At 62.7% G+C, this 12,950-nt stretch carries 12 protein-coding genes; all 12 read left to right on the top strand.

The genetic code is table 11. From position 1 onward, the window contains the following. Nucleotides 1–8: 8 nt before the first annotated feature. Complete coding sequence (locus tag AB0H22_RS03625; RefSeq protein ID WP_358144818.1) at nucleotides 9–965, top strand: hypothetical protein; 957 nt, start codon at nucleotides 9–11, stop codon at nucleotides 963–965. Further along, nucleotides 962–1,300 carry a hypothetical protein gene (locus tag AB0H22_RS03620; RefSeq protein WP_358144816.1) on the top strand — a complete coding sequence of 113 codons (339 nt, stop codon included), beginning with the start codon at nucleotides 962–964 and terminating at the stop codon, nucleotides 1,298–1,300. Before AB0H22_RS03625 ends, AB0H22_RS03620 begins: the two co-directional genes overlap by 4 nt. Nucleotides 1,301–1,302: 2 nt before the next feature. Continuing rightward, nucleotides 1,303–1,749 (top strand): hypothetical protein, encoded by a 447-nt coding sequence (locus AB0H22_RS03615; protein ID WP_358144814.1) that lies wholly within the window; start codon nucleotides 1,303–1,305, stop codon nucleotides 1,747–1,749. Continuing rightward, nucleotides 1,749–2,138: a hypothetical protein gene (locus AB0H22_RS03610; protein WP_358144812.1), complete on the top strand. Its 390-nt coding sequence runs from the start codon at nucleotides 1,749–1,751 to the stop codon at nucleotides 2,136–2,138. Before AB0H22_RS03615 ends, AB0H22_RS03610 begins: the two co-directional genes overlap by 1 nt. Then, complete coding sequence (locus tag AB0H22_RS03605; RefSeq protein ID WP_358144810.1) at nucleotides 2,135–2,611, top strand: hypothetical protein; 477 nt, start codon at nucleotides 2,135–2,137, stop codon at nucleotides 2,609–2,611. The genes AB0H22_RS03610 and AB0H22_RS03605 overlap by 4 nt, the downstream gene beginning before the upstream one ends. Before the next feature lie 41 nt (nucleotides 2,612–2,652). Further along, a complete protein-coding gene (locus tag AB0H22_RS03600) occupies nucleotides 2,653–3,027 on the top strand; it encodes a hypothetical protein (RefSeq protein ID WP_358144808.1) in 375 nt (124 codons plus the stop codon). Between the two features lie 96 nt (nucleotides 3,028–3,123). Beyond that, nucleotides 3,124–4,803, top strand: a complete 1,680-nt coding sequence (locus tag AB0H22_RS03595) for a hypothetical protein (RefSeq protein ID WP_358144806.1) — start codon at nucleotides 3,124–3,126, stop codon at nucleotides 4,801–4,803. Nucleotides 4,804–4,901: 98 nt separating this feature from the next. Further along, complete coding sequence (locus tag AB0H22_RS03590; protein ID WP_358144804.1) at nucleotides 4,902–5,339, top strand: hypothetical protein; 438 nt, start codon at nucleotides 4,902–4,904, stop codon at nucleotides 5,337–5,339. 97 nt (nucleotides 5,340–5,436) lie between these two features. Further along, a complete protein-coding gene (locus tag AB0H22_RS03585) occupies nucleotides 5,437–5,757 on the top strand; it encodes a hypothetical protein (protein WP_358144802.1) in 321 nt (106 codons plus the stop codon). 3 nt (nucleotides 5,758–5,760) lie between these two features. Then, entirely contained in the window at nucleotides 5,761–10,167 is a 4,407-nt protein-coding gene (locus AB0H22_RS03580; RefSeq protein WP_358144800.1) for a phage tail tape measure protein, read from the top strand. Beyond that, nucleotides 10,164–11,249 carry a hypothetical protein gene (locus tag AB0H22_RS03575; protein WP_358144798.1) on the top strand — a complete coding sequence of 362 codons (1,086 nt, stop codon included), beginning with the start codon at nucleotides 10,164–10,166 and terminating at the stop codon, nucleotides 11,247–11,249. Before AB0H22_RS03580 ends, AB0H22_RS03575 begins: the two co-directional genes overlap by 4 nt. Next, nucleotides 11,250–12,950, top strand: a complete 1,701-nt coding sequence (locus AB0H22_RS03570) for a hypothetical protein (protein WP_358144796.1) — start codon at nucleotides 11,250–11,252, stop codon at nucleotides 12,948–12,950.

The following is a 12,950-nucleotide window of genomic DNA, read 5'->3' as shown; positions in this document are numbered from 1 at the left end:
AGGCACTCATGCCCATTGAATTCCCTCCGGTAGCTCCCACGCTATCGGGTGACATCCTCAGTATTTCCCGGTTTCTGAACAACCCGCCGCTGGTGCTGCGGGCGCTTCGCACGGTCACTGACCAGATGTTCATCGCCGACAAGATCCTGACAGGCAACATTCCCACCGAGTCGGGTTCTGCGGTCTACGAACAGAATGAGTCGATCTTTGCCGATCGTGCTCCGCAGCCCGTTGCACCGATGTCCGAATATCCCGTCACTTCGATCGGCACGGGACCGGCACTTACCGCAAACACGGTCAACTGGGGCAACGATGCCGAGATCAGCGATTTCGCGATCAGCCGCCAGAAGTATCCCGTCGTCAATCGCGCATTCCGAAAGCTCGCGAACTCTCATGTGCAGCAGATCGACTCGGTGGCCCTGTCGGCTGTTGCGTCGGCCGTCACCCAGAACACGAGCGCAATCAGCTCGTGGGCGGGCACGGGTGCTGCACCGCTCATCCTGCGAGACCTGATGCGCGCCTTGGCGAACATCTTGAACCTGAAGCAGGGCTACATGCCCGATACGGTGCTGTGCAGCCTCACCACGTTTGCGAACGTGGTGAGTGACGAAAAGCTCGCGCAATTGTTGCCACGCGAGTATCCGGGTACCGAGACAACCCCTGTCGCACAGGGCTTGTCGTCAACGTTCATGCGCCGGATCGGCGGGTTCACCTTCATTACGAGCCCGAACCTGCCGACCACGGGTGTGGCGACGCTGCTGGACTCCACGGTGCTCGGATCGTTCGTTGATGAGACCGTACCCGCACCCGGCTACGTGAGTGGTCCGGATGACGCGAATCGTCTGCAGGTCAAGACGATCCGCGAGGACAAGATCGATGGTTGGCGCATCCGCGCCCGCCGAATCGTCGTGCCGATCGTTCAGGAATCGGCGGCGGCCTGGAAGATCACAGGGGTGGACGCATGACTTACCGAGTGCTGGCTCCGCTGGTCATTGTCAAGCCCCATGGCGGCTATCACTATGCGGGGTCGGTTATTCCACACTTGACACCTGCGCAGGAGGCTCACCTCCTGAGTGAGGGTCTTGTCGAGCGGATCGACGCCGGGGAAGCAAACGCCGTCGATGTCGATCCCTCGGAATCGGCCGTAGCAGAGGCGGATGCGTCTCAGGGCGGCGCGACGAAGCCCCCTGCGAAGGTAGCGCCGGTTGAAGACTGGATTGCCTATGCGGTGTCACGCGGCGCGGATCCGGCCGAGGCTGGCGCGCTGGACAAGCAGGAACTTCAGGAGTTGTACGGCTGATAATGGTCACGCCATTCCTGTCCGATACCGAGTTCGCAGGTATGTACCCACGCGCCTTGAGTACCGCTGAAACGAACGTGGTACCGCTGCTGCTGCAGGTTGCGGCCAACTGGATAGTGACCAATACTCCCGGCACGCCCGATGATTCGGCAGCCAAGTACGTCACCTACGAGGTGGTGTCAAACTCGCTGACGTTCGGCAAGTATCGAGGGTTGGCGTCGTTCCACAACATGACCGGGCACCGCGTGCAATCCGGGACGTTCATCAAGAATCCGGCGACAGCGCTGGATTTCACCGATGAGCACCGGCAATTGCTGGGAATTCCTATGCGCGCGGGGCCTGCGTCATCGTTCTTTGTTGACGATTTCGCGTTGCCGTCCGAAGCCGGTTTGAACTCGCACGATTCGTATGACTACCCGCGTGGGTTCGGCTCGATGGACAACTTCTGATGTTTGATATCGGCGCCGACACCCTGCAAGTCATCGACTACGGTGCCGCGCTCGACGGCCACGGCAATCCCGTGCTGGACGAGCAGAATCAGCCGATCAAGGCGCGCACGATCGTCGCAACGATCTACGGATGCATGTTTGAGGCTGAACATATTTCGGAACATCAGTCCGACGTGATCACCTCGACCGAGCGGGCATGGGCGTTCCTGCCGGTGACACCGGATAGCCGCGCCATTGCCAACAGGCACTACCTATGCCCGGTGCGGCCTGCTGGCGACGAGTCTGGCCGCGACTACAAGGTGCATGGCCTGCCCGCGCTGCAGTACGACATCGAGGGACAGCCAGATCACGTGTGGATCTTCTGCGAATGGCAGCCGGGTAAGCCATGAAAAATCCGTTGCGAGACTTGGGGGTATCCGACAGGGCGCTGCTGTCGGGCATCGCAGGTGACGCCAAAGCTCATCGAGAGCTCAAGCGTGCGGGCGATGAGGTTGCCGACGACTGGAAAAACCGCGCACCAGTATTCGGCGACAAGGATCCGCGCCGCGCTGACCCGCCGTACGGCGGCGAGCCGGGGGAGTACCGGGACGGCATCACGCCCGGAAAGGTTCACCTGACCAAGGATGGCGAACTCGAGCTCTTAGTGGAGTCCGACGACTATAAGGCGATCGAGATCGAATTCGGATCCAAGCACATGCCGGTGTATGCGCCGGCCACCGCGACGATGCAAGAGTTCGGAAGCCTAGACCCTCCGATCATCACGAACAGCACCAACCGGCCCGAGGTCGAGCAGTTGTTCCGCAAGAATCGGCGCGACAAGGCGGGCGGCAAGTACGGCGCACGAAAGCGCAAGGGCTCATGACTCTGGAATGGGGACAACCGAAGTCGCCGTCAGGGTACGTAATGGCGGTGCTCAAGCCGTTCGGTCTGCTGGTGACCCCCGAGTACGCGGACGGTGACGCGCCCTGTTACAAGATCACCGATCTACCAGGCGGCAAGTCGGACCGAATTACGTTGAACGCGTTGGTACAGGTCGAATCCTTGGCCACCGACAGCGCTACGGCCAACGGCCGGGCGACAGCCTTTCGCATGGCGTGGGACGCCGATCACGCCCTCATGTCGATGAACGACTGGGACATGGTCACCCTGCCTGATGGGAGCCCGGCGTGCGCCACCGTGGATCCGAATATGGCCCCGGCCTTTCATGAATTCCGAGATCCGCTCATCAAGGCGTATGTAGCCCGCTACGCGATCGACATCCGTTTCACTCAAACCTAATTCGCTCATCTACCCCGCCCCGCGACTGTCCTGGTCGCGGGGTTTTTGCTGCCCGCGCACACAGTGCGGCGGTTACATCAAGGAAGGAAATCCGCTATGGCACTGCCTCCCGTTGGCGCTTCGTACGCGAGCACCATTCAGCCGACCTTGCAGCCGCTCGCTGCGATCAAGGCTCGCGTCACCAATATCCTGGTGCGCGACTACCACAATCTCGACGGCAGCGTGTTCAGCCTCGCTGATCCGTCGGCAGGTCTCAACCCGAATGGCGTGTTCACCCCGTTCGCGGCCGACGGCGCGCTGCGCCCCGATCTGCTCATCACCTCGCCTGGTCCGAACCTTGGTTTCTACTCGGTGGGCCACCTCAAGGGCGACGGCGTCAAGGGCACCACCATGTACGCGGTCGACGAAACAGACTCGGCGCAAACGCTGTACCCGATCCGACTGGACAGCAACAAGGACGGCATCAGCCTCACATTCACCCCGCGTGAGGTCAACCCGGTCAGCCTGTACCTGACCATGGACCGGGCGCTCAACAGCAACCCGAACGGTGTGGTTCCGATCGGTCAGTCGCAGTTCTCCATGGGGCCAGACCCGGATGCTCCGATTGTCGAGCGCGTCATCATTGCGATCTGCTTGGACGGCAACGGCAAGCGGTTCTCCGTCACGCTGCCCCGGGGCGCGGTCAAGAAGAAGGGCGGATTCCAGCTCAACCGCAAGGACACCGTCCTCGGGGAGCTGGAATACGAAAGCTTGCTCGACCCGAATACAGGCCTTCCCTACATCTGGTCTGAGGATGGCGCCGACTGGCGCGGGCTCGGCGGCGTTCCGAAGTTCTCGGGTGCACTGTCGGCGACCGCGCAGGCGGGCAAGCTGGCCGCACTGCTGTTCTCCACCCCGGTTGCCACCGACCTGCCCCTGGCCTACACGGTCAACCAGATCACCCCGGCGGCGCTCCCGGCACTGGTGAACACTGCCACCATCCCCGCACCGTCGGCACCGACCGTCACCACCTCGGGTGCCGCGGGTACGACGAACTACTTCTACAAGGCCGTGGCGCACACCGCCAACGGCACCGTCACCTCTGCGGAGGGCACGACCGCCACCGGCAATGCCACGCTGTCCAGCTCGAACTACAACGTGGTGGCCTTCACGCTGCCCGCTGGCGCTGTGACATGGGATCTATACCGGGGTAGCACGACCGGCGCAGAGAACACCCTGATTGCGTCGGGGCTGACCGCTGGCACCTTCAACGACCAGGGCGGCGCGGGTACCGCGGGTACACCACCGGTCACCAACACGGCCACCCTGTCGGCACCTACCGGTGTCTCGGCCACCCCGTCGACCACCGGTGGTGTGTTCCCGGCCGCGCAGACCGCGTTCTACGTGGTGTCGGCGATCACGGCAGCGGGTGAGACCGTGCCATCGGCGGAGTTCTCCGCGGTGGCGATCGGTACCACCGGCTCGGTCACCGCGGCGTGGGGTCAGGTGCCCGGCGCAACCGGGTACCGCCTCTACCGCGGCACCGTCTCGGGTCAGGAGATCGCCCTCGTACAGGCGGTGTCGTCCGGGTCGACCGTCAGTTATGTGGATACCGGCGCCATTCAGGCGGCACCGGCCACCGTCACCGCGGGTCCGACCGTGGCCGGGGCCAACACCCAGGAGACCGTCGGCTCGCTGACCGCGGGATCGAACTACGCCTTCCAGGTCGCGGCCACCGGATCGAACAACCGGACCGGCACCTCGGCCTGGTCGAACGTGATCACCGCCGTGAGTTAAGCGCTCTACTCCCGTCCGGGTGGCTGGCATGTGGCTGCCCGGCCACCCGGACGGGGCATAGCAGCCACAGCAGCCACAGAAAACGAAAGTAGCCCCACATGTCTCAAGAAGAACGCAACGCTGAAGCCATCGAGGACGCGCGCAAGCAGGCCGCCGAATACCTCGGTTTCACACAATCGCGAACGGTGACCGTCGCTGGTCGCCAGTTCGTCATCCCGAACCCGTCACTGCTGTCCTATGACCAGCAGGAGCGGTACGACGAACTGCAGATGTCGTTGGAGGATCTGGACCGATACCCCGATGTCGAGGGCGATGACGGAAAGGTGTTGCGCCGGGGCGCAATCAAGGAGCCTCACCGCAAGGACAAGGTGCGTCTGGAGAACTACGACGCCAGGCTTGCCCGCGCCATCCTCGGCGACGAGGACTTCACCCTGTTCGTTGCGGGTGATGGTCGGCCATCCGATGTGTCCCTGTTCTGGGCTGAGATGCAAAAGCGACTCACCGATAAGAGGGCAGAAGACTCCAAAAGTCTTTGACGCCATAGCAATATGGCGTCGGTTCCCGACGCAGATCGAGTCCGATTTCCGAAGGTATTGCCATGGCGTCACGATCGCTGACTGGCACCAGGGACGCATGAGCTCGCGCGAATTCCTGGTTCTGGCGGGCGGTCTGCCCGACGAGTCTGAATACAAGCGGTATCGGGCTGGCGCGAAATACGGTGTGCGGGATTGGACTCCGAGTGAGTACCGGCAAGCACGACTGGTTCGTGAGGCCGTCCTGCAGCGTTTTCAGGCGTTCCCCACCGAGGAACTTCCGGACATGAACGGCCTGTATTCGCCATTCGATCTGGCGGCACAGAGCCAGGTCGCCGAGACCACAGCAGCGGTCACGGACGACGCCTACGACCAAAACGAAGCCGAGCTACACGCAACACATTCGAGCGGAAGGGGATAGCACATGGGCGTCGCGATCCCCATCGGGTTCGACTGGGACAAGGCCGCATACGCCGCGTCGGCCGAGATCAAGGCGCTGTTCTCGCGCACCGGCCGGGAGATCAGCGACGAGTACTCCAAGCTCGGCAGCAAGATGCTGTCGGCGTTCGACGGGTCCGGTTTCGCGCAGCAGCAGGCCGTCATGCGTGCCGAGATGGCCAGAACGGCTGCCACAGAGCTGGAATCAGCTCGACAGGTGCAGCGCGCCTACGACGAGGTGTATGCGGCACGTCTGCGCGCCAACGAGATGGTCACCAAGTATGGGGCCGGTTCGTCGCAGGCGGCGTCATCTGTCGGTCGTCTGGCCGACGCGGAGGCGATTGCAACCCGTGAGGCGAAGTCGCACGCCGAAGCGACCGCGGCATCCTCGGCGGCACACGACAAGCTGGACAACTCGCTGACCACCACGGCCGGCTCTACCGCAGTGCTGTCTAAGGCGTTCAATTCCCTCGGCCTGGCGGCGACCGCAGGTCTGGGCATCGTGGCGGCAACCAGCGTCAGGGCGGCAGGCGATTTCGAGGCGTCGGGCCAAAAACTCGTCTCGGCTGCCGACATGTCGGCCGACCAGGTGAAGATCTTGCAGGACGGCATCCTCAAGCTGGCGGGCACCAACACCTACAGCGCCAACGAGATGTCCAAGGCCAGTTTCGAGCTGGTGAAGATGGGGGAGAAATACCGGGACGGCGCGGCGGCGCTGAACGTGATGAAGGTGGCCGGCCAGCTGTCCGCGATCGAGGGTGCGGACCTAAACGAAGTCATCAAGGGTCTGACGATCTCGATGAACGACTACAACACGCCGGTCGAAAGGGCCGCCGATGTTGCGACGAAACTCAAAGTTGCGGTTGGTGATTCGGGCGTTACGCTGCAGGCTTTCTCGGGGTCGCTGCACTCGGTGGAGCCCATCGCATCTGGGTTCCACATTCAGCTGGAGGATGTTTACGCCGCGCTCGCGCGCTACACGCGCACCGGTACCAGCGCAGATCAGGCAACCGAAAACCTGCGCAACTCGATGAACTCTCTCAAGGATGTTCAATCACCGGCAGCAGCTGAGATGCGCAAGTTCGGGATAGATGCAGACGATGTTTCGTTGAAGCTCAAGAGCGTTCAGGAGGGTGGCCGAGGATACATCGGCACAATCCAGTACCTTTCCGACACGGTTCTGGAGAAGTTCCATGGGCAGTCTCAGATCGCCACCGACGACATCATTCACAACGCAACAGCTTTGGAGAACGCCAAGCGGGCCGTTGGTGAGATGCCGCCAGCATTGCAGGGAATGGCGGAGAAGGTTCTCGACGGGACGATGACCCTCAAGGAGTTCCGCAGCGAACTCAAGGGGCTAAACCCAGAGCAGGCCAAGCTTATTCAGGGATTCACGCAAGACGTCGGACACATTGATGAGTTCTCCAAGCAGTTCAAGAATGGTCGATCGACCATCGAGGACTTCGCGGAGGCAATGAAGCGAATCACGGGAACCGTTGCAGGACAGTCGGTTGCCGAGGCATTGTTCGGCGACCCTGAGCGGGCCGCGGGCACGATGGCAGAGCTTAACAAGCTCATGAAGGAAGCCGCAGATCCCGACGGCAACATCCCCGGGGCCGCCGAGGCGCAGAAGACGTTCAACGCCGAGGTCAAGAACACCAAAGAATCCCTCGGCGCTCTCGGTATCGAGATGGGCAACCAGCTGCTCCCGGATCTCAAGGCACTGGCCGATGGGCTGCGAACCGCGGCCCATTTCCTGTCTGAGCATAAGGACATCGCGCACGCACTCATCGACACCATGGAACAGCTATCCCTTGCGTGGGTGGGCTGGAAGCTGTACAGCTCCGATGCAGCGCAGGCGATCAAGCGACACTTTTTCGATATCGGGGCGTCGGCGACTGAGACCGCGGCGACCGAAAAGGTCGAATCGATGGCCGCGGCGAATGCACAAGTGGCTGACCAAAAGCGGGTTCTCACCTCGGCGCAGGAAGCCAACACGATGTTGGGCACCGGCCGCGCAGAGGCGGCAAGGGCGGGTGCGCTAGCCGTCGAGGAAGCGTCGTTGGCCGAGGCCGCGTCTCAGGACAAGGTGATTGCGGCCGCGGAGCGCGCTGACGGAAAGCTCAGCGGCATCCTGGGAAAGCTCAAGGGCATCGGTTCACTGGCGGGAATGGTCCTGACCCCAGCGCTACTGGACAAGATCGGCGACGACCCAACCGGGGGCGCTCTGGACAGCGTGGCCGGCGCGTCGTGGCTCGCCGGTCCCGAGGTGGCGATACCCGTCACTGCCGCTGTCGCCGGGGTGGATTCAGTCAACAAGAAGATCGGGGACGACGACGCGAAGATCGCCGCGTACCGCGATGAGCTTGCGCAGCATCCCGACCAGAAGGCCGAACTTGACAAGAAGTATTTCGGTGATAGCAAGGGCGCTCAGCAGGCCAGAAATCAGAAGACTCAGGAGTTTAACCAAAACCCTGGCAGCAGTGGCGATATGGTCAACGAGCAGGCGTTGGCGTTGTTGGCGCAGTCGGGCAATCAGGATGCCATCAACGAGCTGCAGCGGCGTGCCGACTCTGGCGACCAGGCTGCCCGCAACTCGCTAAAAACGATTCCGGGACATGTCGATGGCGGTCCGATCCACGGCTCTGGACCCAAGGGCAAGGACTCAGTGCTGATGTGGGGCGCTCCCGGCGAGCATGTGCTCACCGCGCCCGAGGTCGACAAGCTCGGCGGTCATGGCGCGGTGCACGCGCTGCGCAGTGCTATCCGCGGCTACGAGGGCGGCGGGGCGGTCGGCGCGGACGACTTCAAGGCATACGCGCAAGGCGTTTCCGGGCACACATACACCTGGGGCGGCCCCGCATCGTTCGACAGCGATTGCAGCGGAACGCAATCAGCTCTAGCCAACTACCTCACGGGTTCGTCGGGCCGGTTCACGACACAGTCCGAGGCGCAGGCGTTGGCGGCCCGCGGGTTCCACACGGGCGACCCGCCACCCGGGGTTGCCGCGTACTGGATCGGCTGGCGCAACGGCGGCCCGGGCGGCGGTCATACCGCGGGCACGATCGTTGATCCGCACGGCGGCAACGTCAATATCGAGATGGGCGGCAAGGCCGGTAACGGCCAGTATGGCGGCGGTGCGGCTGGTGCTGCCGGGTTCTCCAGTCGGGCGTGGATTGCACTTGGCGGGGGTGAAGATCCGTCAAAGGGTGATTCTACCAACGCCTCTGGTGGCGCTGGTGGCGGCGGCGGTGCCTCACTGGGCGGCGGCAAGAGCGCTGGCGGCGGGTCCGCTGGCGGTATCGGCGGCATCGGTGGTGGTGGGGGTGGTGGCATGTGGTCGTCGCTGGCCTCGACGCTGACTGAGTTCTTGTTGCAAGAGGCTCTTGGTAACCCGATGGGCCAGATGGCGGCTCAGGGCCTCGGTGGCTCCGGTGGCGGACGCAACGGCAACACCATGACCCGCTATCAGAATTCGCTCCTGCGTGCCGCTGAGAAGCAGGAGAAGGCCAACGAGTCGGTCGAGAAACTGCAGCAGCGCCAGGACGACGTGGCCAAGGAACTCAAGATCGCGCAGGAGCATCTAGCGGAGGTCAAGGCCAACCCGAAGGCCAAGGGCTCGACCCTCGATAACGCACAGCTGCACGTCGACAAGCTCAAGCGCGAGCAGTCCAGCATCGCGGGCAAGCTGGCGGCCGGTCCGATCTCCGGTCCGGGACCGTTGGGCAAGGATTCGCGGCTGGCGCCGGTTGCCCCGGGTGAGTATGTGCTCACCTCTGATCAGGTCGGCGCCATGGGCGGCCCTCAGGGGGTGCAGAACTGGCTACACGGATCAATGAAGGGGTATGCCGACGGCGGCCCGGTCACCGACGACAACAGCGACGGTTACCAGTCCCGTCCAGCATCGAGCAGTGAGGGTGGCAGCGGCGGCGTCGATGTCGGCGGCGGATCTCTGGGTATGGCCGAGAGCGCCGGGGCGATGGCAATCAACGCGCTCGCCCCTGGTGCTGGTGAGGGCGCACAGGTCGGCATGCAGGAGGCCAACCGGGCGGCCAAGTACGGCGCATCCCTGGCCGGCATCGCCGTCCAGGGGCTATTTGAGACGTTCGCGCTCAACGACTCGGTAATCGGCGATCCGTCGAAGTCGTGGATCGGGCGCTTGGCCGGAGCCGCGGCCGGAACGCATCCAACATCAAAGAACAGCGCGGGCATGACGCAGCAGCCGCAATCCAAGCCCAAGGATGACCCACAGCCCAAGCCCGACGGCGACGCGCAGCAAGGCCCCACCAACGGCGTGAACATCGAGCAGATGCACGTACACAACGGCGATGGCGAGGCGGTCGCACGTGACATCAACCGGCAGACCCAACAGTATGCGTTGAACACGCGATGACCACCTATCCGCAGGGGAAGGTATTCCCTTATGGCGCAAAGCAAATGGTCGAATCGACGTTGCCGAACATCTGGTACACCGGCCCCGGCGGGGTGCCTACCGCCACCGGTATCGGCGCGGGGCAATCGCAGTTCTACCTACATGGTGGTGCTGTCGCATGGCCCGGTATCACCGATGGTCTGATCTGCAAGGAATGGCCAGACGGCATGTCGCCGTCGTTCAAGCACCTAGACCTTGCCGGTGCCCATCAAGACGGAATCACCTGGCAGGACACGGTATTCGATCCGATGGAGATCGACTTTAACCTGGAGGCGCACGCCACGACCCCGCAAGGTCTATCGGCGTGTGTAGCCGAGTGGGTCGGCGCGTGGGATCCGAAAAAGCAAGGGACGCTGGAGTATTTCACCCTCGATACCGGGTATTGGTTCTGCAATCCGCGGCTGTTCAAGGTGTGGAAGGGCAAGACTAAGAAGACGCCTCGGCTAACACTCAAGCAACCGTTGCAACACGCCATGCGTGTCGATGATGCGTTCTGGAAGTCCATCGACTCCACCTCGGTATTTCAGCCAGGCGGTACGGGCGGTAGCGGTTTTCTGCCGATCTCGAATATCGGTGACCAGGACGGCTGGGTGCGCTACTTGTGCTATGGCCCAGGTACTTTCAGTTTCGCGAACGGTCCCGGATCCTCCACCATGGTCACCTTCGGGCCACTGTTGGCCGGTCAAATCGCGCTCGTCACCACCGAGGAACGGCTACGTGGTGTCGTTGATCTGTCTCCGGGACAGTCGACGAGCGCACTCCCGTCGCTGGAGCAGCGTCTATTGACACAGCTGTTCTCGCTGGCGTTCAACTCGAACACCCCGCCACTGCTCTCGTGGTTCGAGTCGCTGTTCGGGATCCTGCCACCGCAGGGGTCGATGTACTCGCTACTCAAGGGCCGGTTCGATAAGCCGGTTCCGGGTGTGGCGCTCCCGTCGTGGGCGAAAACGCAGCACATCGCGTGCTCAATCACGGGCGGCACGAGCGCATCCAAGATCATCTGCTCGCTGACACCGCGCCGACGCTGGTCTGAGGGCAACTAGATGGCACGCGTCACGCTGCCCACCGAGACGCAGCAGTGGTTGCAGGCAGCGATCAGCAGCCCTGACCCGGTGGTCGCGGTCACGGCGGCGACGGCTGCCGCTGCGATAGAACAGAATCCGCCGTCACGCTCGTTGACGCGCATTTTCGACAAGTTTTACAACCCGGCCGGCGAACTCAACGACTACATCGAGATCAAGCTCGGCTGGCCGCGCGAGTCGCTGCCCACGGGCACGATGGTACTCAAAGGATCAGACCCGCTCGCCGACCTGGCACTGTCCTGCGAAACCACCACGGTGCCGATCGTCTACGACAAGGGCGCATTGCGCTGGTCTGGCCGTGTCGACGTGGCGCACGACAAGCTCAAAGATGGTGTGTACCAGGTCGAATGCGAACTGGTACACGATCGGACCTGGCTTGACCGGATCCTCGCATGGCCCGACCCATGGGCGCCGATCATCGCGCAGGTGCCGTTCCGGGAATGGTGGGGCATCGGCCCGGCCATCACCGTCATGTCGACGCTCATCGCCGAACAGGCGTTGCGGATACAGCTCGGCATCTGGGAGTTGGTCAACAACCTCGGATCACTCAACCCCGACATGCGGGCATGGCTCGGGACACTGCTCATGCAGCACGAGTTGTCGCTCAACGACCTCATGCAGGCGGTCACCACGCCGATATGTGTGATCCTGCCGAATCCGGTACTGGACACCTCGCCGTGGATCGAGATCGACGGCCGGATGGATACCGTCTGGAAGCTGATTCAACAGCAGCTCAAGGACAATGGCCTCGATCTGCAGGTGAACGTCTGGCTGCCGGGGGAGCCGCAACCCGAGGGCATCCTCATTCCATTGCAGGTGGCCACGATCGTGGTCAAGGTCATGGACCGCTCGAACGTCACCGGATTCTCGGGCACGTTCTTGGACGGCGCCGAGATCGACCTCGTTCAACTTGAGGGCTCACTACTGGGCGGCGTGACGGCGCCGTTCTTGAATCCGCAAGGGGCGTGGGCACCCCCGGGCGTCGAGATAGCGCCCGCACTTGGAGTTAACTACACCATCCCATGGGTGCTGTTCAACGCCGATAACCCCAAGGGCGGCATCATCGAGCACGACATCGCCCACCATCACCCGCTGTGCTGGCAGGTGGTCACGGGCGGCAAGAGCCCGAAGTGGCTCGATGATTTTTTCAATGCCACGTTCGAGTATCTGATCGATGCGATCGGAATCGTTGCGGGCGTGAGCATTCCGAACGGCGTACTCGACGGCGCCCTGGATGATCTGTTCCTGGCGTTCAGCCTCGTGGAGTACTTCGACCGGCGGCTACAGGTCGGCCCGTATGGGTTCCCTGAGAAGTTCTTTCCCTCTGGCGCAAGCGCATTCACTCTGGACGCGTTTTTCGCCGAGATTGCGGGCGGTTGGGATAGTAGGGGTTACCCGACGGCCATCGTGTCCTTCTTGGACGGGTACCCGTATGAACTTGGACGTGACCTGTTCCCGAATGCGCAAGCAATCACGGTGCGGCGCAACAAGATGTATGCCGACTACGTCTCGAACATCACGATCACCGATACGCGCACCGACCGTAACAGGGTCGAGGTGGTGGTCGGTGACGGCAAGCACGAGGAAGCCTCGATCACCAAGATCGCGCGCAAGATGTCCGGTTTTGAGAACGCATTGAACATCGCCACGATGGCCAACTGA

This window comes from Mycobacterium sp. NPDC050853, from assembly GCF_040653875.1.
Classification (GTDB): Bacteria; Actinomycetota; Actinomycetes; order Mycobacteriales; family Mycobacteriaceae; genus Mycobacterium.
This window is presented reverse-complemented; position numbering and strand designations above follow the sequence as displayed.